Source organism: Streptococcus suis, from assembly GCF_019794555.1.
Lineage (GTDB): Bacteria > Bacillota > Bacilli > Lactobacillales > Streptococcaceae > Streptococcus > Streptococcus suis_AB.
Genome location: NZ_JAIMEP010000001.1, coordinates 15,178 through 38,491, shown reverse-complemented (window position 1 = coordinate 38,491; position 23,314 = coordinate 15,178). Strand labels below are relative to the sequence as shown.

Below are 23,314 nucleotides of genomic sequence, written 5' to 3'. Positions count from 1 at the left end.
AGAAACGATTGATTTCATCTAGGAGAAAAATTGAAAAAATTAGAAAAACATGGTAGAATGTGCATAATTTATAAGAACCAGAAAGGTATTTTCTATGAAGAAAACAATACTGTTTTTACTGACTTCCAGTTTATTTCTAACTGCCTGCGGAAATAGCTCATCAACTTCAGATTCCTCTAGCTCCACAAGTTCAACATCTGAAGCATCTACAACTACGGATACGACAGCATCAAGTCAATATGCAAAGGATTTGGCTTATGCGATCAACAATCCTTCAGCTACTTTTCCACAATTGTCAACTGATATAGCTGAAAATGAGGCTGCCGTTAAAATCAAGACAACTGAAGGGGATATTACTATCAAACTCTTCCCTGAGCAAGCACCTTTGACCGTTGAAAATTTCTTAACCCATGCAAAGGAAGGATACTACGACGGTACAATCTTCCATCGTGTCATTAAAGACTTTATGATTCAAGGCGGAGATCCACTTGGAAATGGTACTGGTGGTGAATCTATCTGGGCAGGAAAAGATACGACCATCGATGCTGGAAATGGTTTCAAAGATGAGTTTTCAGCCTTCCTTTACAATATTCGTGGCTCGCTTTCAATGGCCAATGCTGGTACAGGTACGAATGGTAGCCAATTCTTTATCAACCAAAATACCACAGACATGTCAAGCCAACTTTCTAGTTCAAGCTATCCTGGTAAGATTATTGAAGCCTATAAAAACGGAGGAAATCCAAACTTAGATGGTAAACATACTGTATTTGGTCAAGTGATTGATGGAATGGATGTCGTCGACAAGATTGCTTCTGTTGAGACGGATGACAATGATAAACCAAAAACTGATGTTAAGATTGAGTCAATTGAGATCATTAAAGACTACACTAACTAGTCAGACTAATAAAAAAAGAAAACTTGAGAATTTCCTCAAGTTTTCTTTTTTTATTACGATTGCTTTCCTTGTTTTCCATTATATAAACCTTTGAATACTTGATAGAGGATTGGTACAGCAATGATGGTTGTAATTGCAGTGCCATAGGTTCCTAAGATTTTACCCAAAGCTGCGAGGAAGGAAGCTGAGAAGGTTAACCCTCCGACAAAACTTCCCGTTAATGTATACTTCAATAGGTTCAAGATAATTTTTGTAATTGCCGCAACAATTCCAACCAAAATAATATTGGTTAAGCGATCATTTTCCTTGAGGAATTTCTCGTAAAACAAATGCAAAATGAAGCAGACGATGAGCGATTCTAAAATGGTAATCCAAGCGACTGAAGCATAGCCAGAAAGTAAATCAAAGATGCCTAGACCAAGAGATGCCGCCACAGCTCCTTTTTTGGCTCCAAATAGTAGAACACCCACAACCACTAGAGCATTGCCTAGATGGACAAATTGACTTCCGAAAGGAATGCGAATAAAGAAGACAACCACACAAATAAGGGCTGCAAATAAACTAACTTCGGTTAATTGACGTAATTGATTCTGTTTCATAATTTCTCCTTTAATGTTTGAAATGCCTGTTGTAATTCTGCTAAAAATGGTTCAAAATAGATCCCTAACTTTAGGTCTCGATTCAATGACAGGGTTTGCCTTAAACTTTTGTCAATAAATTCTAAAGCAAGAGGGATGGCTTGATGGAGATTGATTTGTTCAATAGTTGCTACTGCTAACAAGGTAGATAGAATGTCACCTGTTCCAAAGAAATTTGCTGGATATTTTTTAGACAAATAGGTAGTAATTCCCCCTGTTTCCTGCTGAAAATAGGCTACACCTATTTGGCTATCATCAAAGGAAATCCCTGTCAGTACAATATCTGCCGACACCTGCTCTGCCAAAGATTTTACTAAATCCTCAATATCATGAATATCGTAGGAATCTCCCAAATAGTTTCTCCCAGTTAAAAGCGATGCTTCTGTTATATTCGGAAGAATGAGCTTGGCCGACTGAGTCAATTCTTTCATGGCTTCTACATAGGATGATGTAAAACCTGTATACAATCGTCCATTGTCACCCATAATCGGATCTACAATCAATGGTGTCTCAGTTTGCTTGGCGTACATTGCCAATTGTCTAAGTTGCTGGGGACTTCTACAATAACCTGACAGAATTCCCGCTACTTTTACATTCAATTTCTTCCACTGTCTAAAATAGGCTCGATTCAAGTCAGTCATATCTTCAATGACAACATCTGGGAAACCGCCTGTATGTGAGGATAAAAGAACTGTAGGTAAAAGCATTGTTTCTACCTGACAAGCTGCTGCAATTGGGATGCTAGTGGCTAGGGCAACCTTTCCCAAACCAGGCAAATCATTTGCAAGCAATAATCGTTGCATCAAATCTTCCTCCTAAATTATTTTTCATAAACAAAATTGTAAATGATTATCATATATTTTTCAACATTACATATTCACAACTGTATGGGGACAGATAGCTGAAACTTTACAACACCAGTCTCAAATTTTTACACAAGAAAAACAGTAACAACTTTTTGCTACTGTCATCCTTTTCAATGTATTGTTGTCAAAATCTGCTTAATTTTTCTCCAGAAAGGCAATCAGGGTCTGGGCAGAACGTTCTCCTGCTTGAATGATAAATTCATCAAAGGTGATATTGGCATCTCCCTGAGCTGTATCACTCATAGCACGGATAACCAAGAATGGCTTGCCTGTATTGACAGCTGCTTGAGCGATAGCTGCTCCTTCCATCTCTACGGCAAGGACTTCTGGGAAATGAGTTTTGATCGTAGCGATTCTCTCCTGACCTGCGATAAAACTATCACCTGTCACAATCAGACCCACATGGCTAATCATTTCCTGCTCTGCTAAAACGGTTCTGAGCTGTTCTAACAAGGCTTGGTCTGCTGGATAATACAATTCCTGCCCTGCCATTTGCCCGTAAGCATAGCCAAAAGCTGTCACATCGACATCGTGGTATGCCAATTGATTCGCTACAACCACATCACCGATGGCAATACCGTCAGCAACAGCACCAGCTGAGCCAGTATTGACAATGACATCAACCAAAAAACGATCTGCCAAAATCGCTACAGACATAGCTGACATGACTTTTCCAATCCCTGATTGAACGAGTACGACATCATGCTGACCTATTCGTCCCTGATAGTAAGTTCGACCCAAGACATTGGTTTCTGCTTTATCTTGTAGATGCTCAACTAAAATCTTTAGTTCTTGAGGCATGGCTGCGATAATTCCAAATTTCATCTCTTCTCCTAAATAAATAATACTGCAATGATAAAGATAATCAGCAAGATGATGACCCACAAGAGGATTTTATTCACTTTACTACGGAATTCTTCTCTCTTGATGGTTTCAATACGACGACTTTTTACCACACTGGGTTTGACTGGAATTCGGATGGTTTGGCCTTCCTCATACCCTTGATACTCTTCTTCTAGATAAGTCTCAAATACATTGTCATCCATCGATACATCTTGATTTGGACTATAATGTCCAAATTGATTTGATTGACCTGAATACTGATTCTTTTTCACTTTCTCTAAAATTTCATCCGTCAACAAGGGCTTCCTCATGCCTTAACCTACTTTCTCATGAGTTGTAAATATTGCACAGCCATAATCGTCTTAGCATCACAAATCTCGCCCGTTGCAATCAGGTTCATTGCTTCTTCCAAAGTCACTTCAGAAAGTTCAATAACCTCGTCCTCATCCATTGGACGTGGATTTTCAACTTTGACCAGATGGTCAGCTAAATACAAGCGAATTCGCTCATTACAAAAACCGATGGCTGAATAGAAATCTGCTAGCAATGTCAGTTTGTCACTGGTATAACCTGTCTCTTCTTCTAATTCTCGCAAGGCAGCATCTTCTAGCGTATCTTCTTCGCCTAATTCCAACTTTCCTGCCGGAATCTCATAAATGGCGCGTTCAATCGCTTTCCGATACTGTTTGACCAAAATCATTTTTCCCTCTGGCGTAACAGCTAAAATACAAACTGCTCCCCTATGAAATATTAATTCACGCTTGCTCATCGTACCATCTGGGAGTTGGACATCATCCACAACTACATCAAAAATGTGTCCTTTAAAAATTTCGGTCCGCTCAATGGTTTTTTCTTCAAAATTCATATGTATACCTATTTTTGACTTGGATGGAAGGGGAAACGTGTCGCATAACCTTCTTTATTTTCTTGACGACCACGACCAATTCCGATAGCGTCTTTTGGAATATCTTTTGTAATCACTGATCCAGCAGCAAGCAAGGCGTTGTCCCCAATAGTTACTGGGGCAATAATCGTAGAATTAGAGCCAACAAAAGCATTATCACCGACAGTTGTTTTATATTTATTTTTACCATCATAGTTAACCGTAATGGTACCAGCACCAACATTGACATTGCTTCCAAGAGTTGCATTTCCAAGATAGGTCAAGTGACCAGATTTTGTTCCTTCTCCTAAAGTTGAAGCCTTAACCTCAACAAAGTTTCCAACGTGAACATCTTTTTTCAAAAGACTACCTGGACGAATATGGGCGTATGGTCCGACCGTTACGCCTTCTTCAATAACTGATTCTTCAATATCTGAGTTGCTGATGACGACATCTGCTGCAATTTTCGCATCACGTACACGAGTACCATTGGTTAAAACAGTGCGTTCACCAATGATCGTTTGACCGTTCAAGACAACATTAGCTTCGATAACAGCTTCTGCACCAATCTCAACATCAATATCGATATATGTAGCATCTGGGTTGATAAAGGTCACACCATTGACCATGTGTTTTTCATTGATTCGTTTGCGCATAACAGCTTCTGCAGTCGCAAGAGCGACGCGATCATTGACACCCAAACTTTCATCAAAATCACGCAATACATAGGCACCAACCTTTTCGCCTGCCTGACGGAAAATCGAAATAACATCTGTCAGATAGTACTCACCTTGGGCATTGTCCGTATTAATATCTTTAAGCGCTTCAAAAAGACGTTTATTATCAAACAAATAGGTTCCTGTATTGATTTCTTTTACTTGTTTTTCAAAATCGTTGGCGTCTTTTTGTTCAACAATTTTTTGCACTTCCCCATCAGCATTACGAATAATGCGTCCATAACCAAAAGGATTATCAGCTTGAGCTGTCAAGATAGTCGCAACATTCTTGTGGCTGACATGGAAGTTGATGAGGCTCTTCAAACTTTCTCCTGTAATCAGCGGTGTATCTCCTGCAATAACAAGGGTCTGACCTTCCAAACCTGCAAGAGCTGGCTCAGCCATCATAACGGCGTGGCCTGTTCCCAACTGTTCTGATTGAAGAGCAAACTCTGACTGACCTTCTAAAACAGCTTGAACCAATTCTGCTTTGTGCCCGACAATCGTTACTGTTTTAGCAGGTTCCATAGCATCTACAGCCCGTTTGACATGCTCCAACATGGTAATTCCTGCCACTTTATGTAGGACTTTTGGTAAATCAGACTTCATGCGAGTCCCCTTCCCCGCCGCTAGAATAATTGCATAGTTATTGCTCATAAATAATTCTCTTTTCTTCGTAATACCACTATTATAGCAAATTTTGATTTTTTTTGAAAATGGCAAAGTTCCACCTGTCTGGGAAACAGTTAGAAGTTGGAAATAGGGCGAACTAGTTCGCTTCAGTCGTAACAGACTATTTAGATATAAAAAAAGAGCCTGAGCTCCTTAGATCGTTAAGTGAAGACCTCGCAGACCGTCCTCTCTAGTTTGTTCCGTCAATGCTTTCAATTCTTCCCAGACAGGACCTTCTTGGTCTGTAAAACGGAGATTGGTTCCTGGCAAGCTGGCATTGGAAATGGTCTGAACAAAGCCTGATAAACTGGTTGCCAAAGCCACACCGTCCTTACTGGCCACATCTTCCTTGGTCACAAGCAAGGCCGACTGCAATTTCTCCGTCAGTTCTTTGCCGATTGTTTCCTCTTTCCCAGCCAGAATGGGAGAAAGCTGGTCCAACAAATCAATAACACGTTGTTTATCCATAGGATCCTCCTAGTTTTTTATTTTTATATTATTATATCAAAAAACAGAGACGAACAAGAAAAAACTTACATTTTAGGGTAAACCAATTCAAATTCTTCACAGACAACCAGCATGTCTTCTGAAAAGGACAGGCCTGCTTCTGCCAGCCAGATAGTGAAAAGCTCTTCATGAACCTGTCGCCAGTGGATTAGACTTTTCGCTTTTATGTCAGACAAGTCACCTCCCTGACGGAACTCACCCTCCTTGTAGGCATGTTCTTCCGTCACTTGGGAAAAGGGCGTCACATAGACCTTTGTGGTCTGGATAATGCACACTGCCTGACCTTGTCCGTCCAGAATGATGTCATAGCCACCAGCTCTTGGAATTTCTTCTCCCTCTACTGCGTAGAGTGCATGGGCGGAGCTGGTCGAGGTTTTGATGCCTCTAGCTACCAAGTCAGCCAGTTGATCAGCTTCCGCCCCAAAGGCCCAAGCTTCTGGCTCAGGACCTGCTTGGGGATTGATGGCAAGGAATTCTTGCCAGAGTTGTGTAGGTGTCATGGTTTTTCCTTTCTAGACTGCCATTCCTCTCTCGTCAATAAACTCACTCGTTCGGTACGAATTTCATCAATGAGTGGGAAATGCACATCTTCCAAGAGGTATTGGTAAACAAAGCCCAGTTTTTCTTGGACACGTAATGATTTGCTATTTTCTACAAAAGCACGACACCAGACTTTCTCTAAATTCAATTTGGAAAAGCCGTAATCCAGCAAAACTTGGCTCGCCTCTGGCACCAATCCCTGTCTCCAAAATGAATGACCAATCCAGTAACCAATCTCGGCCTCTGAATCAGCCAATTCAAGACCACCTTGTTTACCAAGCATGAGTCCGATACTACCAATCACCTGTCCTGTTTCTTTGAGAACAAGGGCGTAGGTTTCGGGTTGGCTAAGGACTGTCTTGATAATTTCTCGACTTTCTTCCAGACTTTGATGAACTGGCCAACCCGCTGCAGGACCAACTTCCGAATGACTGGCCTGAGAAAATAAGTCAGTTGCATCTGTTTCACTCCAAGGTCGGAGCATCAATCTATTGGTTTCAAGAATCATCGAATTTCCTCCCTACTTCAAACTCCAGCCACCGTCAATAGTGATAATTTGGCCTTGCATAGAGGCGAGTTTGCCGCTGGCCAGCATGAAGGTCAGCTCTGCTATTTCGCTGGGCTGGGTCCAGCGTCCGATAGGGGTCTGGTCTGCCACCCAATCCGCCAGACCACCAGGCTCAAAGTCCTTCTGGGTCATGCCTGTTTGGACGGCACCTGGGGCGATACCGAAGACCTGAACCTTGTCCTTGGCATAGTCCAAAGCCAACTGCTTGGTAAAGCCTGCCAAAGCGTGCTTGGAGGCGGTATAGGCTGAACCTCCTCCACCTGCTAGACTGGAGGCAATGGAGCACATGTTGATAATGATGCCAGACTGTCTGTCCACCATTTGTTGCAGATAGGGACGGGTCAGTCTGGTCACCGCAAAAAAATTAACCGCGAAGATGCGAGCTAATTCATCCTCCTCGATATCCAGATGGGGACGGTAATCGTCTAGAATGCCTGCTGTATTACAGAGGACATCGACTGACTGACACCATGAAAAGACGGGCGATAAATCGCCTGTCAGGTCCAGCTGTAGAAAGTGGAAATCACCTGCCAAATCAGGCTTGCTGGCCTGATCAATCCCGTACACACGCCAGCCATTTTCCAAAAAAATCCCCGCCTGAGCTAGTCCGATACCGCTGGAAACGCCTGTGATGAGCGCTATCTTAGTCATGGACTTCTACCCAGTCGGTCGCAAGGACATCGCAGGGAGTCGGGCTCCACATGGAGAAACCTTCGCCCTCGCCTGTCACGTTGATGAGGAAATAGGGCGTCGCCTCCAGCTTTTGCCCGTGGACCTCAATGGTGTCAAAGAGCTGGACGTAGTTCTCCGCCCCGCCCCAGCCTGTGCGAACGTACTTTTTCTTGGCCTTCAAGCCTGGTAAAATCTCTTCAAATGTCATGGTTTGCTCCTTTGTTGTTTATAAACGTTGATTTAATAAGGTTTCTAGTACCTTGTATTGAGTTAATTTTGTAATTTGTTCACCTTTTTGTTCACCCTAAAGGCTATTCATGGCTTTTTCGTAATATGAACCTACCTCTTTTTCCTGCAGGTCATATTCTGTCTCCGATTTTACTGGATATTCCGTTTAAAAAGTGTTACTCCTTGCTAGAAAGCAGAAAATATCTATAATTTGATTAAAAAATAACAAATAGGGATGAACTAGAGTGATTGACAGGTCAATCGGTATTCTGATATACTTTGCTTGCCCCTTTGGGATAGAAAGGGGGTGAAGTGTTCTAAATGGAATTACTTATCATCACGTTTGTTGCTCCTTTGTTGGTATCTATCCTGACAGCATTGTTTGAGTATTGGCTCAACTCACGCAACAAATAACCCTAAGGCATAGCTTTAAATAGCTAAGAGCCAAAAAGAAAACCCTCAACGCTGGCACGTTGGGGGCTTTTTGTGTTCCTTTGGAACTACTTATCATTACTTAGAGTATAGCACCCCTTTATTCAATTGTCAAATAGTTTATTTACGTTAGCTATTCATAGCTTAACTCAGAATTTGTAACAAGTAATACTTATTACCTTTGCTTATCTGTTGCTCGTTAGATAGTGGGGATTTCGGGCTGTTTCTGTCATCGGTATCATGTCATGATTGATAAAAGCGATGAGCAGCTTGCCACCTGGTGCCAGAAGTCGCTTGGCTTGGCGGAGAGTTTCCTCACGGTCTGCTACTTGTGAGAGGTGGTAGAGCGGTCCGAACAGTAAAACGATGTCAAAATATCCGCTGGGAAACTTTTCCAGTTCCAAGTAGCTTTTCTGCTGGGTTTCTAGATTGGTTAGCTGGCTAGCCGCAATCTTTTCTGTCAATCTTTGGTAGTTTCGAGTAACAGGCTCTAGTGCGACTACTTCCCTAGCAATCTTTGCAAGAGGAAAAGAATAAACTCCCGTCCTTGCTCCGATGTCCAATATCTTAGACTGGTCCGTCACATACTTTTCCAACTCACGAAAGGTGGTCAAAAATTCAACCTGTCCAGTTTGACTGACCAACCGCTCATCCTCGTTAAAAACAGAATACAAGGCATCATTGCGTTGCAAATCGTCTTAGATGCGAAGAATTTCCTCAAACTCCATATAGGCACCTCCTGTTTTTCTTTATTATACCAAAATATCGCTTCTATTTCGGTTTTCTCACCAACAAAACCGCAGTTCCAATCCAAAAGGCCATAGCTGGCAGAATGAGCAAAACCAGATTGAGCCAAACTGGGACTGTAATGACCATATTCACCACACCGCCAACCATCATGAACAGATAACTAGGTATAAAGACATAGCGGACCAATTTTTCCTTTTGGAAAAATAGCAGAGCGAGACCGAGCAAGGTGAGTGGCACTAGAAGCCCCCAGCCAGTCAAAGAGAGGTCAGTACCATCCGGCAATAGGATGAAACGACCGGCCAAAATTGCTACATAGACCAGTGGAAAACCAATATAGGTCGCCCAAATTTTCAGTTTAGAAGTTTGGTAAATCAAATTCCGTAACAAGAGCATGATGCCAGCCGGCAGTAGAAAGGCCAGCAAACTATCACACACCAGTGCTAACCAATTAAATTGGACTGTGCCTGATCCTGCAAATTCCATGAGAAATCGACTGCCGACATAGACCAGCCAGACAAACCCCGCCAGGCGTCCAACTTCCTTGACTCCAATCGGAGGCAAATAGTTCAACAAATCATCCGCCATCTGCTTGCTGTCTTTGCCCAGAAAATCCTCCGCCGAAAGCCCGTCTTTTTGGGCTTCCAGAACATCTTGGTAAATGGATAAGAGCTGGTCAGTCACTGCTTCTTCCTGCCTGTGAAAGACAGAAGCAATCATCATGTAGCCATTGATACGACCCATGTATTCCTTGTTTTCCTCGGTCAGCTGACTTTCAATCACTTCAATCTGCTTGCGGTATTCCATTTGTTTGCTCATCTTATTCTCCTTTCAATCGCTGAACCTTTTGGACCAATTCCGTCCACTGGCTCCAAAAATCTTCTAGATAAGCCTTTCCCTGGTCTGTCAGATAGAAATACTTCCTGTCTGGTCCGTCTGGCGAGGGCTTATTCTGACTAAGAATCAGGTCATTTTTTTCTAACTTTTGAAGGAGTGGATAAACCGTCCCCCCGACCATGTTTTCAAAGCCCTGATTTCTCAACTCCTGAACCAATTCATAACCATAAATCTCCTTCTGGCTGATAATTTGTAATACACAGCCATCTAGGACCCCCTTGAGCATCTGGGTTTCTTTCATAAGTCCTCCTCTTCCTCTACAAAAAAGCCAAACAGTAAGTCTGATACTAACATGAGGCCTAAGATCAAAATAGAATCCAAAGCCCAGCCAGTTATTATAGCCGTCACAAGCGTGATACCTGCTAGTTTCCAACTTTCCCGACTTTTCTTATCCAGTTTCATACTGCCTCCCCATCTAGTTTGTAATACCAACTAGCCTGATAAAAATAAAAGTGATTTTCTTTGTCCTCTATCACTAGTTTGTTTTACCTATTAGCTTTGTATCTATAGTCTAACACAAGACAACTAGTTTGTAAAGCTTCAACAGTCTGGGGAGAGACTGTTGAAGGTGGGAAATAAAACAAACATGGTTTGTGTCCAAACAATCTGGGAAATTGTTGGAAGTTGGAAATAAAAAGTTACGGTAGCAACTTATCTTAGAACCTGTAAAAAAACTTGGGTTGCCCCAAGTTCATCATATCTATTTCTTAGAACCAATATTCACCAATGACAAACTTTTAGATAAGTAAGCGATCTACACTGGTTTTTGAGAGAACACTAACTGTATTTTGACAAGAACTAGTGTTGAAAAGCTTATTTAAATGAAAGTGCTGAGCTGTGAATCCACGTTCTAAATTGCATCACGACCACGTTCCCCTGTCCGGATGCGAACAACATCATCGATTGGCTGAATAAATATTTTGCCGTCACCGACTTCCCCTGTTCGGACTACAGTAGTGATGACATCAACAACTTCTTCGACTGCGGCATCTTCCACAACAATCTCTGCTTTTACCTTAGCAAGCATGGTTGGAGTCACCTTTTGACCACGAACGAATTCCGCAAAGCCTTTTTGATTTCCAAAACCCAGAACTTGTGAAATAGTCATTCCCTTAGCAACTCCTGCACTAGTTATGGCAACCTTAAAATCTTCTAATTTTTCTGTACGAATAATAGCTTCAATTTTTTTCATCAAAAACACCTCTCTTATGAATCTAAGCCCATAAATGTTGGATAAGCTGTCTCACCATGTTCTGTATCATCCAAACCAATTGCTTCTTCTCTATCTGAAACGCGGAGTGGCATGAAGAATGAGATTCCCTTGATGAGAACAAATGTCATGCCTGCAGACCAAATAATTGTAAAGACAATCGCTGCGATGGTTACCAAGAACAGGCGTGGATTACCATAAATCAAGCCAATATTTTCAGGGTCTAGAGCTAATTCAGGAGTAGTGAACAGTCCTGTTACGATACCGCCAAAAATACCACCGACACCATGACAGCCAAAAGCATCTAAGGCATCATCGTAACCAAGTCTATGTTTCACAATAGCAATTGCATAGAAACAAACTGGACTAACCAATAATCCGATAATCACTGCACTCCACGTTGATACAAAACCAGCCCCGGGCGTAATAGCAACCAAGCCAGCTACTAATCCTGTTGAAGCACCGACAAGTGATGGTTTACCATTTTTTATATATTCTAACAGAATCCATGAGAACATGGCCGCTGCAGCTGACAAATGTGTCGTTACTAAGGCATGAACAGCCAAACCATCGGCTGCTAAGGCAGAACCTGCGTTAAAACCAAACCAACCAAACCAAAGTAAGCCAGCCCCCAATAGGACAAATGGTACATTATGTGGACGGTATTCGAGGCGATTAAAGTCCCTGCGCTTACCAACTACCAAAGCCAAAACCAAGCCACTTACCCCTGATGTAATATGGACAACATCACCACCAGCAAAGTCAATTGTACCCCACTGAGCAAGTAACCCTTCATCCCAAACCATATGGGCAAATGGATAGTAAACTAAAAGAAGCCAACCAACTATGAAGATTAAGAGAGGTTTAAATCGCATCCGTCCCGCAACGGATCCAGTTAAGATCCCAACAGTAATGATAGAAAACATCATCTGAAAAACTGCGAAAAGTGAATCCGGAATCGTCAAGCCCCTTGTACTCTCTGAGTCACTGACGCCTTGAAAAAACGCATGTCCAAGATCACCAATAAGGTTTCCATCCCCTGAAAATGATAGAGAGTAACCAACAGCGAACCACATCACCGTTGCAAGGGCTAGCGAGACAACAGACATCATCATCGTTGAGATGACATTTTTCCGTCTCTCGAGACCACCATAGAAGAAAGCAAGGGCTGGCGTCATTAAAAATACCAAACCTGTACAAATCACTATAAAGGCAATACTTGATCCTTCAATTTTCATAAGCACATCTCCTTTTCTATCCCTTAATTGTTAGCACTTATCTTACTACCTTCATTTTTTATAAAAGGCAAGAACGATGATACTAAACAACTATAGAATGAACTTTTTGTTATGCTACATACAATATCACTATCCTCTTCATCTGTAAATATTAAATTGACAGAAAATTCTAAAAACGTTCCACGTTATGTTAGAAATATCAAAAAGAGGCTGGGCAAAAACTAGCCAGTAAATAAAAAACACAGATAGGCGAACAGTGTCATTTTAAGCAACATAGCTGGATGAAAGGCTGGACGACCTGTGTGGGAAGTTTCTTCCAGTAGAACGGATTGAGGAATGGTATCCACAAACTGACTAATCAGACGTGCCTCATGTGTAGTAGGTAAGTCCCAAGCAATATTTAATTCCAAACTAAGCTGATTTGTGTTATACTGTTTATACATTTTCATGCCTTTCTAGTTGTTTTGTGGTTATTATAATTATAAAGCATGAAATGGAAAACGAGCAACTCCTAATTGGAATTGCTCGTTTTTTTATTGTGAGAAGCTAGTTTTTGCCCAGCCTCTTAAGAAATAATTTTCTTATACGACTGTGTTGTAATAGTATAAACAAGGAGATAGAGTAAGAAGTAAATGACGCAAATACTTACGGTTACTTGAAACATCAGCGCTGCATTAACAACACCAATTGTCAGTAAGATGGACGAAAGCATCTTATAGGCAAAACCAAGATGAACGATAGCCAGGAAGATTGGAAGGAAAAATACCATCAACAACTGCTTACGGATGGACTGTCTGGCTTGATTCTCATCCAGACCAACCTTGGTCATGATGATAAAGCGATCTCTGTCTTCATAGCCTTCTGAAATCTGTTTGAAATAGATGACCAATACCACCGCCATAAGGAAGGTGAGCGATAGCAAGAGCCCAATGAAGAAAAGTGAACCAGCAAAACTAAAGAAGTTACGTGTTGCGTAGGCACGGTAGGCCAGACTAATGGCGTTCGTTCCATCCGGTAATATATTGGACTCCCAAAGCTCACTTTCAAAACTTCCTGATAAAAAGGTGTCATGGCTATCTACCTGTTCTTCTTCTGATAGACTGCTTTCAAAGCCCATATAATAGCGATTTTCGGCTTGATTTTCAAATATTGTCAAGTCTTGAACAACAATAACTAAATACTTACTAAAATTAAAAGTCACATGGTCAGGCAGATGTCCCAAGGTCACATTCTTGGGCAAGACTTGGGCAACTTCCATCTCCTTTTCATCAAAGGTGAGAGTTTGACCAGCTTGATACTGGACTCCCTTACTATAAATGGCCACTTGGTCAGCTGCCAACTCCAGTTTTTGACTAGTCATTTTTTCATATGTAGCTTTATCCAAAATATAGCCTACACCTACTTGATTAGAAAAATCCATCCATGACTCTTTTTCCATCAAAAATTTTATTTGCTGGTTTGTCACTTCAGAAAAATAGGCTTGCTGGTAAGGATAGACCACCTTACTTTCAACAGGAATATCTGTCTCTTCTAAGATAGCTTCCGCCCACTCCTCCCACTTCTCCGTTTGAGCTTTTGAAGTGGTTGGCTGCATACCAACATCAATCGAAAAGTCATTTGGATTTTGATTGGCGATGTAATCTTTGCCACCGATGTAAATATTGAGTCCTCCAACCATGGTCACTAAAAACATAGTGGATAAAATGGTAATCGTAGCAAGACCCAGAGCATTTTTCCGCATACGGAAAATCAAGTTAGATACAGAAATGAAATTATCCGGCTTATAATAGTAGGTTTGACGATTCTTTAGCCAGTTTAATAGACTGATAACACCTGCTTGGAAGAGCAAATAAGTTCCAAGGATAACCAGAAGAGTTGCTCCGAAAAAGCTTGGAATAGCCTGTATAGGACTCGTCACTAGTTGGGCAATAACATAGCCTGCCCCCAGTAAAATAAGTGCTAAAAGAGTTTGCAACCAGAGGAATCCTGTTTTCTTATCCCCTCGCTTCTTGCCCTGAACCAGCTTGAGAGAGTCAGTTAAGCCTAGCTTTCCTATATTAACTAGGCTGACTAAAATGAAAATCCCATAGAGATAGGCAAGTACAATTGCCACATTTTTCAATTGAAAGACGGATGTCAAAACAACTGGCATCTGCATGGTCTTAAGCAAGAGCGCATAGAAAAGTTTGTCCAGAGCCAGCCCTAAAAGTAGGCCGGTCACAATAGTGCTAGTTGAGTAGACCACATTTTCTAGGAAAGTCATCAAAAGAAGGTGTTTTTTCTCCAAACCCAAAATACTATAGACACCGAACTCTTTTGAGCGTTGCTTCATGACAAAACTATTGGCATATAAAACCATAATAGCAACTGCTAACATGACCACAATCATACCAAACCCCAACACTTGGGTTACTCCATTTGCTCCCTTGACTTGACCTAAATCAGGATGAAAAGCTAATGATGCAAATATATAAGAAATGGCTGTGGAAACAATGGTCATTATTGCGTATGGGTAGTAGAGACGACGGTTCTTTTTTAGATTGGTTAGCGCCAATCGAAAGCATAGTCCAAACATACTACTCACCTCGATTCGCCATAAGAGTCAGAGTATCTGATATCAACTGAAACATCTCTTGACTGGTCCGCTCACCTCGGTAGATTTGGTTATAGAGAATACCATCTTTGATAAATAAAACCCGTTTTGCCCGACTTGCTGCAGCTGTCGAATGGGTTACCATCAGAATTGTTTGCCCCTGCTGATTAATTTGTTCAAAAATATCCAGCAAGGTTGCTGACGATTTGGAATCCAAGGCACCAGTCGGCTCATCTGCCAGAAGAATTTCTGGTCGTGTGATAATGGCACGCGCCACCGCAACTCGTTGTTGCTGACCACCAGAGATTTCGTATGGCATTTTCTCCTGCAAGGTCCCAATTTCAAGACTATTGAGTGTATGTACCAAACGCTTGTTCATCTCATCTATCGGATAGCGAGAAAGAACTAATGGCAGGAGGACATTGTCCTTGACGGATAAGGTATCCAAGAGGTTAAAGTCCTGGAATACAAAACCCAATTTCTCCCGACGAAAGGCTGCTGCTTCCTTACTCTTGATAGACTGTGTATCCAAACCGTTCAGCAAAACCTTGCCTCGCGTTGGCTTATCGAGGGTGGCCAAAATATTGAGCAAGGTCGATTTCCCTGAGCCAGACTCACCCATGATAGCGACATATTCTCCCTCTTCTACAGTAAAATGAATATCTTTTAAGGCCTCTACTTGCCCTGCCTTAAAGCGTGAACTATAAATCTTTTGCACATGCTGAACATCTAAGACGGTCATAACATCACTCCCTTTCTTTTTCTACCTCCATTCTAGCTTAAGCCAATATAAGCTGCCATAGTTCAAGCTTTCATTTAAGTGACAGTTTTGTAAGATTAATCCAAAACCAGTTCAACCTCCTTGATACCAATCCGAACTTCTGTGCCTTGCCCCACTTTGGAACTTAGTTTTAAGGAATAGCCCAGCTCCGCTGCGATTTTACGTGAAAGATAAAGCCCAAGTCCCGAAGATTGCTGTGTTCTACGACCATTAAATCCTGAAAATCCACGTTCAAAGACCCGTTCCAAATCACTCTCTGCAATCCCGATTCCTGTATCACCAATGACCAAATCGTCTCCGTCCAAAACAATCGAAATGGTCCCTTCCTGACAATACTTGAGGGCATTGGATAAAATTTGCTCAATCAGAAGTCCTAGCCATCGTTTATCAGTCCTTACAATCCGATCTAGTTGTCCTAAGTCCAAACGATTCTTAGACTGTATAAAAAAGAGAGAATACTTCTTCACCAAAGTCCTGATGAGCTCATCTAAATGAACAGGTTCAATGACTAAATCATCATGAAAAGACTGGAGTCGCAAGTAATTCAAGACCAAACCAGTATACTGCTCTATCTTGAACAACTCAGATTCTAGTTGGTGACGAATTTGACTGGTCTCAATTTCATTGATTAAGAGGTGGCTGGCTGCTATTGGTGTTTTCATTTGATGGACCCAGAGGGTATAGTAATCATCTAATTCAGCCTGGTCCTTTCGTTGCTTTTCAAAGAGTGATTTATTTTCGACTTCCAGTCTTTCCAACTTCTCCTGTAAGCAACGCTCACTAGCTGTCATTGATGCGACCTTCTGACCACGCCAGATTTTTCTAAAACGAGAAAACTCGACAAGAAGGTCGAACAAAAGAGCAAGAAACCAGCAGAGACTGAGAAGGGTAAGGGCATAGATGATTAAATTGCTGTCTATTTCAAAAAGTGAGCCAAATCCTAGAATAATCCCCGAAAAAACGATAATGGCAAGGAGAAAAATCCAACGATGGCCTAGCCAGGAACCTAGAAATTGATAAAAAATGCTACGAAAATCATCTTTATTCATGTATCCACACTAGGCCGTAGCCAACTCCTTTCTTGGTCGCAATGAGGTCAGGCAAGCCCAGTTCTGTCAATTTTTTGCGCAATCGGGCAATATTTACTGATAAGGTATTATCATCGACAAAGATATCACTGTTCCATAACTCACGCATCAATGCCTCGCGGCTAACGACTTCTTTGCCATGCTCAAAAAGTACTCGTAAAATCTGAAATTCATTACGAGTCAATTCTTCAACAGCTTCTGTATAGGAGACCTGCATAGTTTTTAAATCAAGTGCAACCTCTTCAAACCAAAGTAAACTCTGCTCAGCAACAAAATCATAGGTTCTTCTCAAAAGTCCTTGTATTTTTGCCAAAAGTACTGTCATTTCAAAGGGTTTGGTCACAAAGTCATCCGCTCCCATATTAATCGCCATGACAATATCCATCGGCTGATCATGCGAAGACAAAAACATGATGGGGACACGAGAGGTCTTACGGATTTCCTGACACCAATAATAGCCGTTAAAGAAAGGAAGACTGATATCAAGTATAATCAAGTGAGGTTGAAAATCGTCGATTTGCTTCAAAATCGTCTGAAAATCCTTTACTTCTTGGACCTGATACCCCCAGTTCGTCAAGTTTTTAGCGACCAATTGGCTAATGGTTTTATCATCTTCGACAAGAAAAATCTTCTGCATCTGTGTCTCCTTTCACTCTTCTATTATTATAGCCTATTCCATAAAATTTATGCAAATTTATTCAGTGGAAATGAATGTGAAATTTTTATGAAAATGACCAAATAACAATACGAATAGTTGTCATCTATGCATGATTAGGTTATACTATTTATCTATAAGAGAACTTGAGGTTTTTATGCCAAATTTACTAGATTACATTAAAAATATCCAATACGATAGTTTCTATGATCAAGCCATTAATAAATTAGATATTCTAGCCTTGACAGAATTATCTTATCTCCCCTTTGACGATCTTGTTCCGATAGAATTCACCAGTTCTGGTATTCGTATTGATAAATTATTTGATGCTTTCAATGAAAAATACAATCAAAAATTTCCTCCTTTTACCATGGTCACAAAGAGCCGCTTAACTCTTTTTGAATTAATGGCTAGCTCAAAACGCTATAAATACTTGAAAGCATTTGCGTATGTTAATGATTATCAGATTGATTTACAACAACAATTTGCAGCAGTTAGCTATCACTTGGATAGAGATACAGTGTTGACCTGTTTCCGTGGCACCGATGATACCATCATTGGGTGGAAGGAAGATTTCCATATGACCTATATGAAGGAAATTCCTGCACAACAAGCTGCCAGTCGCTATTTGCAGGATATCATGGCTGCTCAACATTCAGATTTTTATGTTTCAGGCCACTCGAAGGGTGGTAATTTAGCAATTTATGCTACTTCCCAACTTCCTCCAGCCCTTCAACAATATATTTTGATTGTTTACGCTTTTGATGCTCCAGGACTTCATAAACAGTATTTGACGTCGGATGGGTATTTGGGGATTGAACCAAAAATTGTACCAATTATTCCTCAAAATTCCATTGTAGGGATGATGTTGGAAACACCAGAAAAAGCGCAAATAGTGAGCAGCCGCACAATCGGTTTATTACAACACATCAGCTTTTCTTGGGAGGTAGATGGGTACGATTTCCGGACCGCCCCAGCACTTACTGAAGAAAGTTTGCAAATTGACCGCACCTTAAAAGCATGGACTGCTAGTTTAACAGAGGAAGAACTACAAGCCTTTTTCGATCTATTTTTTGGCATTTTCATTCAAGCTGGTATCGAACGCTTTAGTGACTTTGTCATCAATCCCTTGCAAAAATTACAGGAGATTGATCGATTAAGAAAAAAATTCTCCCCTCAAGAAGCCGAGATGATGGATAAACTCATTCGCATGCTCTTTGATACCCGTTATCAAATCTGGCTAGAGGGATGGAATAATCGCCTCCCAAAACCCGACCTAAATTTCCCTGATTGGAACGATCTCTTTACTCTCCCAACTATCAATAAAAATAAAAGCTAGTTTAGGTTCACTAAGCTAGCTTTGTTTATATACTTTGAGGTTTATACTCTTTGAAAATCAACATACCCCCTCGTCAAGATCCTCGATGAGTGAAAAGTTCTAGTGCTACATTTCTGCTTGTTACCTAAAAAAAGAATGCCAGAAGGTGCTATCTTTGGCTTAAAGATAGACTGTGTAGAACTCATATCATTTATGATGAGTTGTCAATGGATCTTCAATTCTAGTTAATTTTCAATGACTTTTGTCGTATGCTGCTAAAGCATTTCCTAATAGCTCCAATCCTTTTTTCAGTGTCTCTTGGTCACAGGCATAACCAATGCGAACATACCCCTCTTTTTCAAATCGACTTCCAGGTACAACCAATACCCCATATTTTTCTAATAGGTTCAAAGAAAATTCTTCAATCGGAATAGGAACATCCAATTTGACAAAGGAGGTTGAGACAAAAGCAGGTTTTATATAAGATGCCCTAGGTTGCATAGATACCCAATGGTCCAAAATTGATAGATTTTCGTGGATAATGCGGTGGTTTCTTTCCAAAATTGCCTGGCGATTGTCCAAAGCTAGCTGAGCAACCATATCATCGAATACACCTGCGCAAATCAAAGTGTAATCCCTATAATCACGTAAAATGGAAATGACCTTCTCATTTGCAGCAACCCAGCCAATACGAATACCTGCTAAGGAGTAGGTTTTGGACAAACTGTTGACTGCTATGCCATTTTCATACAGGTCTACAATTGAAGAATTGTTGTTTTCTGAAAACGATGTGTAAATTTCATCGACTAGTACATAGGCACCAACACTGGCCGCAATTGTAGCCACTTCTTTTAGGAAAACATCATCCATTACCGCACCCGTAGGATTATTGGCATTATTTAAACAAATCATCTTTGTCTGAGGGCGAATTAATTGACGTAAATCATCTAAATCTGGTAACCAATTCAACTCTTCTTTAATCTGCCAATATTCAAGCTCTGCACCTAGTGATTTTGGAATATCATAGAGCTGTTGGTAAGTGGGATAGAGCGAAATAATATGATCACCTGGTTCAATTAGACTAAAGAGGGCTAGAAAATTTGCTCCAGTAGCACCATTTGTCTGTAAGATATGTTCTGGTCCGATCGTACGATAGAGTTGACTGACTGATTTCTTAAACCCTGGAGACCCCTCAATCCAGCCATAATCCAATTTTGTCTTTCCCAGTTCCTTGTAAAATGTCTCTGCAGAAGTATTGGTCAACTCAAAAAGTTCATCTAAGGTTAATGATTTGATGGAAACCCCTGCGATATCATATTTTGCATTTTTTTCATGGACATTCAGCCATTCTTCAACCCCAAAACGTGGTAATTTCATCTTAATCTTCTTTCTAATATTCTCTATCAATCATTGTAACATGAAATGATTATTTCAATACTGGAAATAATAGAATTTTGGAAGGTTTTTGTGGCAAAGATTTTTCCTTCCCTCACAAATGAACCAAATTCTTGTCAAAAGAAAGAATCAATTTAGCAATGCTAAATTGATTCTTTGACTATTATTTTAGAGGTTGTGAGACTCTTCGCTATCATTTGTTGCTGCTTCAGCTACTTCCTCCACAGTAGGTTCTACAACAACAGACTCAATATCAATTTCAATATCCTCTGAAACTACCACAGCATCTTCAATATCATCAGCCGTTACATCAACTGTTGGAGCTTTAGCGGTTTTAGCTTTGATTGCTTCCAGAATATCTGCTGTAGAAAGATTTTGTTCTGCAATTTTTTCTTTGATTTGTTCAAAGGTTTCCAACGATTTTTCCTTGCCAGTTTTGACCAAGTCTTCAACTGTCAGTTCTCCAGTTTCAAGTTGTGTTTTCACTTCAGTGAACCGTTCAGATGCTTGTTTTCCTAGATCTTGAGCTTTGTTCACGAAATCAGCATTGATTTCATCATGATTTTCCTTGTAATCATTTGCAAAATTGACTACCTTTTCTTTGACTACTTTACCAGTTTTGCTTGCTAGAAATGCAGCAGCTGCTGCACCTCCCGCTGCTCCCAATAAGAGACTGGTTAGTACTCTACTAGATTTTCTTCCCATTTTTTTCTCCTTTCTTACCTAAGAGTGATGAGATAGTTGACAGGACGGAGAGTGCTCCACCTGCTTTAACAGTACTTGCACCAGCAGATTTAGCTTTAACTGTTAAATCTCTAGCTGACGCATTTAAATCAGATACAGAAGTCGACAAATCGGCAACAGCAACGAATAGGGGATCGAGGGTAGAAACCTTTCCATTGACATCTTCTACCAAGACATTGGTTTTAGCCAATAATTCATTGGTTTGATAAAGTGTCACATTCACATCGCTGGTCAAGACCTTTATAGTCTGTTGCGCTTCGTCTGTTACAGTCCCCAATTTTTTTAACAATAATACAATATATACTGCCACAGCCGCGATGGACAAGGCAATAATCAACACTGAAATTTCAATAATCATATTTTCTCCTTTACGATAGATAGTACGGAACGGTTGACTTTCTTCTCCGTAGCACAACCATGATAATACCAACGAGGATCAGAATTCCAGATAACCATTGTGAGACACGTATTCCTAAGAACATGAGACTATCTGTCCGCATTCCTTCTATCAGTAATCGACCGATACCATACCAAATGAGATAGAAAGCTGTGATTTCTCCCTGTTTGAGAAGTTTAGGACGTCTGCGTAATATACATATCACTACAAATCCCAATAAGTTCCACAACGATTCAAATAGGAAGGTTGGTTGACGATAAGCACCGTCTATATACATCTGATCACGTATGAATCCTGGTAAATAATTTAGGCTATCAACAGCTTTACCATAAGCTTCTTGGTTGAAGAAATTTCCCCAACGACCAATCGCCTGAGCCAACATGACCGATGGCGCAACGACATCTAGAAAATCTAGTGTTTTGATAAAGCGGTACTGTGTAAAGAAATATAAGATGATAGCTCCCGTAATCAAACCACCATAGATAGCGATTCCACCATTCCAAATCGCAAAAACGGATAAGATATTGTCTTTATAGTCGCTCCAAGAAAAGGCAACGTAATATATTCTCGCTCCAACAATGGAAAGTGGAAAGGCAATCAAGATAAAATCCAAAATATCATCTTGAAGGATTTTCTTGCGCGGAGCCTCTTTTACTGCTAAATAAACTCCGAGCATTAAACCAAGTAAAATACAGACGGCATACCAACGAATCTCTAGGGGGCCTAATGTAATTGCAACTGGATCCATCTTAGTTTTCACTCCTATTATGTTCAATTAAATTAGAAAGACGCTCCTCAAATAATTTTGTCGCATCAAATCCCATTTGTTTTGCTCGGTAATTCATTGCAGCTGCTTCAATCACTACAGAAATATTTCGTCCTGTTTTTACAGGTATACGGATTTGGGGAATCGCTATCCCGGCAATCTCAATCGTATCACCAGAATTTCCTAATCGGTCAAACACCTTGCCAGTTTCAAAATTTTCAAGGTAGACAGCTAATTGCACTTCTGATGAATCTTTAACGGCACTTGCACCATATAGACTCATCACATCAATAATCCCAACTCCTCTAATTTCCAATAAATGACGAAGAATTTCTGCAGGCTCACCCCAAAGGGTAACATCATCTTTGGCAAAGACATCAACTCGGTCATCAGCCACCAATCGGTGTCCTCGTTTAACCAGCTCTAGGCCTGTCTCACTCTTACCAATACCAGAATCACCTTGAATTAAAACCCCCATGCCATAGATATCCATCAGGACACCATGAACACTGGTACGTTGCGCCAATCGACTATCCAAATAAGAAGAGAGTTCTCCTGACAATCGACTAGTTGCAGTTTTACTTCTACAAATTGCAATCTGTTTTTCCTTAGCAGCCTTATACATCTCTTCAGGAATTTCTAGACCACGGGCAACAATAACAACAGGCGTTTCTGGCTGGAACATCTGAGAAAGGACCTGGAAACGGTTATGAGCAGTCATTGCTGTCAAATAGGACCATTCCTTCATACCAATCAGTTGAATCCGTTCTGGAGCATAGTAATCAAAGTAGCCAGTCATTTCCAATCCTGGACGGGTAATGTCTGCCGTTGTAATGGGCTTTTTCAGGAGCTCTTCCGTACTGTAAGCACATTCAATCCGCAGATTATCGACCAGATCTTTTACATAAACGGTCATTTGTTCCCTCACTTTCAGTTTTATTATATTATACCATAAGCTAGCGCTTGCAGGGGAAAGAAGTGGACTATTTACTGAAAAAACCCTCATTACTGAGGGCATTAGGAGG

At 40.8% G+C, this 23,314-nt stretch carries 29 protein-coding genes and 1 pseudogene; 3 read left to right on the top strand and 27 right to left on the bottom strand.

Going from position 1 to position 23,314, the window contains the following annotated elements; all coding sequences use genetic code 11:
• The first annotated feature begins 94 nt into the window (after window positions 1-94).
• The gene (locus K6V48_RS00210) at window positions 95-895 is read left to right on the top strand and encodes a peptidylprolyl isomerase (protein ID WP_105126252.1); all 801 of its coding nucleotides are present in this window, start codon (window positions 95-97) and stop codon (window positions 893-895) included.
• A gap of 53 nt (window positions 896-948) precedes the next feature.
• Here K6V48_RS00210 and K6V48_RS00205 read toward each other — a convergent pair whose 3' ends face one another.
• The 11 genes from K6V48_RS00205 to K6V48_RS00155 form a co-directional block, all read right to left on the bottom strand.
• Complete coding sequence (locus tag K6V48_RS00205; RefSeq protein WP_024403660.1) at window positions 949-1,494, bottom strand: ECF transporter S component; 546 nt, start codon at window positions 1,492-1,494, stop codon at window positions 949-951.
• Window positions 1,491-2,336, bottom strand: coding sequence for a pyridoxamine kinase (locus K6V48_RS00200; protein ID WP_222367123.1), 846 nt, complete (start codon window positions 2,334-2,336; stop codon window positions 1,491-1,493). Before K6V48_RS00200 ends, K6V48_RS00205 begins: the two co-directional genes overlap by 4 nt.
• Window positions 2,337-2,534: 198 nt before the next feature.
• Window positions 2,535-3,224: a 5'-methylthioadenosine/adenosylhomocysteine nucleosidase gene (locus K6V48_RS00195; protein ID WP_222367120.1), complete on the bottom strand. Its 690-nt coding sequence runs from the start codon at window positions 3,222-3,224 to the stop codon at window positions 2,535-2,537.
• Window positions 3,225-3,232: 8 nt separating this feature from the next.
• Entirely contained in the window at window positions 3,233-3,553 is a 321-nt protein-coding gene (gene macP, locus K6V48_RS00190) for a cell wall synthase accessory phosphoprotein MacP (RefSeq protein ID WP_222367117.1), read from the bottom strand.
• An 8-nt stretch (window positions 3,554-3,561) separates the two neighbouring features.
• On the bottom strand, window positions 3,562-4,107 hold the full coding sequence (locus K6V48_RS00185) for an NUDIX hydrolase (RefSeq protein WP_130555174.1): 546 nt from the start codon (window positions 4,105-4,107) through the stop codon (window positions 3,562-3,564).
• Between the two features lie 8 nt (window positions 4,108-4,115).
• Window positions 4,116-5,498, bottom strand: a complete 1,383-nt coding sequence (gene glmU, locus K6V48_RS00180) for a bifunctional UDP-N-acetylglucosamine diphosphorylase/glucosamine-1-phosphate N-acetyltransferase GlmU (protein WP_222367109.1) — start codon at window positions 5,496-5,498, stop codon at window positions 4,116-4,118.
• A gap of 168 nt (window positions 5,499-5,666) precedes the next feature.
• A complete protein-coding gene (locus tag K6V48_RS00175) occupies window positions 5,667-5,981 on the bottom strand; it encodes a hypothetical protein (RefSeq protein ID WP_222367108.1) in 315 nt (104 codons plus the stop codon).
• A gap of 65 nt (window positions 5,982-6,046) precedes the next feature.
• Window positions 6,047-6,520, bottom strand: coding sequence for an ASCH domain-containing protein (locus K6V48_RS00170; RefSeq protein ID WP_222367106.1), 474 nt, complete (start codon window positions 6,518-6,520; stop codon window positions 6,047-6,049).
• Window positions 6,517-7,068: a GNAT family N-acetyltransferase gene (locus tag K6V48_RS00165; protein WP_222367105.1), complete on the bottom strand. Its 552-nt coding sequence runs from the start codon at window positions 7,066-7,068 to the stop codon at window positions 6,517-6,519. Before K6V48_RS00165 ends, K6V48_RS00170 begins: the two co-directional genes overlap by 4 nt.
• Before the next feature lie 12 nt (window positions 7,069-7,080).
• Complete coding sequence (locus K6V48_RS00160) at window positions 7,081-7,779, bottom strand: 3-oxoacyl-ACP reductase (protein WP_222367104.1); 699 nt, start codon at window positions 7,777-7,779, stop codon at window positions 7,081-7,083.
• On the bottom strand, window positions 7,772-8,008 hold the full coding sequence (locus K6V48_RS00155) for a DUF2829 domain-containing protein (RefSeq protein ID WP_004194840.1): 237 nt from the start codon (window positions 8,006-8,008) through the stop codon (window positions 7,772-7,774). Before K6V48_RS00155 ends, K6V48_RS00160 begins: the two co-directional genes overlap by 8 nt.
• A 341-nt stretch (window positions 8,009-8,349) precedes the next feature.
• Here K6V48_RS00155 and K6V48_RS00150 point away from each other — a divergent pair, with 341 nt between their 5' ends.
• A complete protein-coding gene (locus tag K6V48_RS00150; protein WP_125175730.1) occupies window positions 8,350-8,442 on the top strand; it encodes a type I toxin-antitoxin system Fst family toxin in 93 nt (30 codons plus the stop codon).
• Between the two features lie 203 nt (window positions 8,443-8,645).
• Here the strand turns inward: K6V48_RS00150 and K6V48_RS00145 are convergent, their stop codons facing one another.
• The 11 genes and pseudogenes from K6V48_RS00145 to K6V48_RS00095 form a co-directional block, all read right to left on the bottom strand.
• Window positions 8,646-9,152, bottom strand: a complete 507-nt coding sequence (locus K6V48_RS00145) for a class I SAM-dependent methyltransferase (protein ID WP_222367103.1) — start codon at window positions 9,150-9,152, stop codon at window positions 8,646-8,648.
• Between the two features lie 79 nt (window positions 9,153-9,231).
• On the bottom strand, window positions 9,232-10,026 hold the full coding sequence (locus tag K6V48_RS00140; protein WP_222367102.1) for a DUF1129 domain-containing protein: 795 nt from the start codon (window positions 10,024-10,026) through the stop codon (window positions 9,232-9,234).
• 1 nt (window position 10,027) lies between these two features.
• Entirely contained in the window at window positions 10,028-10,345 is a 318-nt protein-coding gene (locus K6V48_RS00135; RefSeq protein WP_002936711.1) for a PadR family transcriptional regulator, read from the bottom strand.
• Complete coding sequence (locus K6V48_RS00130) at window positions 10,342-10,506, bottom strand: hypothetical protein (protein ID WP_222367100.1); 165 nt, start codon at window positions 10,504-10,506, stop codon at window positions 10,342-10,344. Before K6V48_RS00130 ends, K6V48_RS00135 begins: the two co-directional genes overlap by 4 nt.
• A gap of 448 nt (window positions 10,507-10,954) precedes the next feature.
• Window positions 10,955-11,296, bottom strand: coding sequence for a P-II family nitrogen regulator (locus K6V48_RS00125; RefSeq protein ID WP_105126087.1), 342 nt, complete (start codon window positions 11,294-11,296; stop codon window positions 10,955-10,957).
• 14 nt (window positions 11,297-11,310) lie between these two features.
• The gene (locus K6V48_RS00120) at window positions 11,311-12,546 is read right to left on the bottom strand and encodes an ammonium transporter (RefSeq protein ID WP_222367286.1); all 1,236 of its coding nucleotides are present in this window, start codon (window positions 12,544-12,546) and stop codon (window positions 11,311-11,313) included.
• 230 nt (window positions 12,547-12,776) lie between these two features.
• Window positions 12,777-12,995, bottom strand: a pseudogene (locus K6V48_RS00115) (transposase); the annotation flags it as partial.
• Window positions 12,996-13,117: 122 nt separating this feature from the next.
• Entirely contained in the window at window positions 13,118-15,127 is a 2,010-nt protein-coding gene (locus tag K6V48_RS00110) for an FtsX-like permease family protein (protein WP_222367098.1), read from the bottom strand.
• A 1-nt stretch (window position 15,128) separates the two neighbouring features.
• Window positions 15,129-15,887 carry an ABC transporter ATP-binding protein gene (locus tag K6V48_RS00105; protein WP_024392533.1) on the bottom strand — a complete coding sequence of 253 codons (759 nt, stop codon included), beginning with the start codon at window positions 15,885-15,887 and terminating at the stop codon, window positions 15,129-15,131.
• Window positions 15,888-15,982: 95 nt separating this feature from the next.
• Complete coding sequence (locus K6V48_RS00100; protein WP_222367094.1) at window positions 15,983-16,975, bottom strand: sensor histidine kinase; 993 nt, start codon at window positions 16,973-16,975, stop codon at window positions 15,983-15,985.
• Window positions 16,968-17,651 carry a response regulator transcription factor gene (locus K6V48_RS00095; protein ID WP_024396851.1) on the bottom strand — a complete coding sequence of 228 codons (684 nt, stop codon included), beginning with the start codon at window positions 17,649-17,651 and terminating at the stop codon, window positions 16,968-16,970. The genes K6V48_RS00100 and K6V48_RS00095 overlap by 8 nt, the downstream gene beginning before the upstream one ends.
• Before the next feature lie 175 nt (window positions 17,652-17,826).
• Between K6V48_RS00095 and K6V48_RS00090 the strand changes: the two genes are divergently transcribed.
• A complete protein-coding gene (locus tag K6V48_RS00090) occupies window positions 17,827-19,008 on the top strand; it encodes a DUF2974 domain-containing protein (RefSeq protein ID WP_172071546.1) in 1,182 nt (393 codons plus the stop codon).
• Between the two features lie 231 nt (window positions 19,009-19,239).
• Here the strand turns inward: K6V48_RS00090 and K6V48_RS00085 are convergent, their stop codons facing one another.
• The 5 genes from K6V48_RS00085 to hprK all read right to left on the bottom strand — a co-directional run bounded on the left by K6V48_RS00085 (window position 19,240) and on the right by hprK (window position 23,205).
• Window positions 19,240-20,364: an aminotransferase gene (locus K6V48_RS00085; RefSeq protein WP_172071545.1), complete on the bottom strand. Its 1,125-nt coding sequence runs from the start codon at window positions 20,362-20,364 to the stop codon at window positions 19,240-19,242.
• Window positions 20,365-20,550: 186 nt separating this feature from the next.
• Entirely contained in the window at window positions 20,551-21,087 is a 537-nt protein-coding gene (locus K6V48_RS00080; RefSeq protein WP_222367091.1) for a YtxH domain-containing protein, read from the bottom strand.
• Window positions 21,071-21,484 carry a DUF948 domain-containing protein gene (locus tag K6V48_RS00075; RefSeq protein ID WP_222367089.1) on the bottom strand — a complete coding sequence of 138 codons (414 nt, stop codon included), beginning with the start codon at window positions 21,482-21,484 and terminating at the stop codon, window positions 21,071-21,073. The genes K6V48_RS00080 and K6V48_RS00075 overlap by 17 nt, the downstream gene beginning before the upstream one ends.
• Before the next feature lie 10 nt (window positions 21,485-21,494).
• A complete protein-coding gene (gene lgt, locus K6V48_RS00070; RefSeq protein ID WP_222367087.1) occupies window positions 21,495-22,271 on the bottom strand; it encodes a prolipoprotein diacylglyceryl transferase in 777 nt (258 codons plus the stop codon).
• 1 nt (window position 22,272) lies between these two features.
• Window positions 22,273-23,205 (bottom strand): HPr(Ser) kinase/phosphatase, encoded by a 933-nt coding sequence (gene hprK, locus K6V48_RS00065; protein ID WP_024403682.1) that lies wholly within the window; start codon window positions 23,203-23,205, stop codon window positions 22,273-22,275.
• Window positions 23,206-23,314 lie beyond the last annotated feature (109 nt).

What these genes read in the sequence shown, in the direction of transcription:
- glmU (WP_222367109.1), bottom strand. Translation starts at nt 5,498, where the DNA reads ATGAGCAATAACTATGCAATTATTCTAGCGGCGGGGAAGGGGACTCGC.
- K6V48_RS00095 (WP_024396851.1), bottom strand. Translation starts at nt 17,651, where the DNA reads ATGCAGAAGATTTTTCTTGTCGAAGATGATAAAACCATTAGCCAATTG.
- K6V48_RS00110 (WP_222367098.1), bottom strand. Translation starts at nt 15,127, where the DNA reads ATGTTTGGACTATGCTTTCGATTGGCGCTAACCAATCTAAAAAAGAAC.
- hprK (WP_024403682.1), bottom strand. Translation starts at nt 23,205, where the DNA reads ATGACCGTTTATGTAAAAGATCTGGTCGATAATCTGCGGATTGAATGT.
- K6V48_RS00105 (WP_024392533.1), bottom strand. Translation starts at nt 15,887, where the DNA reads ATGACCGTCTTAGATGTTCAGCATGTGCAAAAGATTTATAGTTCACGC.
- K6V48_RS00165 (WP_222367105.1), bottom strand. Translation starts at nt 7,068, where the DNA reads ATGATTCTTGAAACCAATAGATTGATGCTCCGACCTTGGAGTGAAACA.
- K6V48_RS00155 (WP_004194840.1), bottom strand. Translation starts at nt 8,008, where the DNA reads ATGACATTTGAAGAGATTTTACCAGGCTTGAAGGCCAAGAAAAAGTAC.
- lgt (WP_222367087.1), bottom strand. Translation starts at nt 22,271, where the DNA reads ATGGATCCAGTTGCAATTACATTAGGCCCCCTAGAGATTCGTTGGTAT.
- K6V48_RS00135 (WP_002936711.1), bottom strand. Translation starts at nt 10,345, where the DNA reads ATGAAAGAAACCCAGATGCTCAAGGGGGTCCTAGATGGCTGTGTATTA.
- K6V48_RS00195 (WP_222367120.1), bottom strand. Translation starts at nt 3,224, where the DNA reads ATGAAATTTGGAATTATCGCAGCCATGCCTCAAGAACTAAAGATTTTA.
- K6V48_RS00125 (WP_105126087.1), bottom strand. Translation starts at nt 11,296, where the DNA reads ATGAAAAAAATTGAAGCTATTATTCGTACAGAAAAATTAGAAGATTTT.
- K6V48_RS00150 (WP_125175730.1), top strand. Translation starts at nt 8,350, where the DNA reads ATGGAATTACTTATCATCACGTTTGTTGCTCCTTTGTTGGTATCTATC.
- K6V48_RS00140 (WP_222367102.1), bottom strand. Translation starts at nt 10,026, where the DNA reads ATGAGCAAACAAATGGAATACCGCAAGCAGATTGAAGTGATTGAAAGT.
- macP (WP_222367117.1), bottom strand. Translation starts at nt 3,553, where the DNA reads ATGAGGAAGCCCTTGTTGACGGATGAAATTTTAGAGAAAGTGAAAAAG.
- K6V48_RS00200 (WP_222367123.1), bottom strand. Translation starts at nt 2,336, where the DNA reads ATGCAACGATTATTGCTTGCAAATGATTTGCCTGGTTTGGGAAAGGTT.
- K6V48_RS00100 (WP_222367094.1), bottom strand. Translation starts at nt 16,975, where the DNA reads ATGAATAAAGATGATTTTCGTAGCATTTTTTATCAATTTCTAGGTTCC.
- K6V48_RS00130 (WP_222367100.1), bottom strand. Translation starts at nt 10,506, where the DNA reads ATGAAACTGGATAAGAAAAGTCGGGAAAGTTGGAAACTAGCAGGTATC.
- K6V48_RS00185 (WP_130555174.1), bottom strand. Translation starts at nt 4,107, where the DNA reads ATGAATTTTGAAGAAAAAACCATTGAGCGGACCGAAATTTTTAAAGGA.
- K6V48_RS00170 (WP_222367106.1), bottom strand. Translation starts at nt 6,520, where the DNA reads ATGACACCTACACAACTCTGGCAAGAATTCCTTGCCATCAATCCCCAA.
- K6V48_RS00160 (WP_222367104.1), bottom strand. Translation starts at nt 7,779, where the DNA reads ATGACTAAGATAGCGCTCATCACAGGCGTTTCCAGCGGTATCGGACTA.
- K6V48_RS00175 (WP_222367108.1), bottom strand. Translation starts at nt 5,981, where the DNA reads ATGGATAAACAACGTGTTATTGATTTGTTGGACCAGCTTTCTCCCATT.
- K6V48_RS00085 (WP_172071545.1), bottom strand. Translation starts at nt 20,364, where the DNA reads ATGAAATTACCACGTTTTGGGGTTGAAGAATGGCTGAATGTCCATGAA.
- K6V48_RS00205 (WP_024403660.1), bottom strand. Translation starts at nt 1,494, where the DNA reads ATGAAACAGAATCAATTACGTCAATTAACCGAAGTTAGTTTATTTGCA.
- K6V48_RS00090 (WP_172071546.1), top strand. Translation starts at nt 17,827, where the DNA reads ATGCCAAATTTACTAGATTACATTAAAAATATCCAATACGATAGTTTC.
- K6V48_RS00210 (WP_105126252.1), top strand. Translation starts at nt 95, where the DNA reads ATGAAGAAAACAATACTGTTTTTACTGACTTCCAGTTTATTTCTAACT.
- K6V48_RS00080 (WP_222367091.1), bottom strand. Translation starts at nt 21,087, where the DNA reads ATGGGAAGAAAATCTAGTAGAGTACTAACCAGTCTCTTATTGGGAGCA.
- K6V48_RS00075 (WP_222367089.1), bottom strand. Translation starts at nt 21,484, where the DNA reads ATGATTATTGAAATTTCAGTGTTGATTATTGCCTTGTCCATCGCGGCT.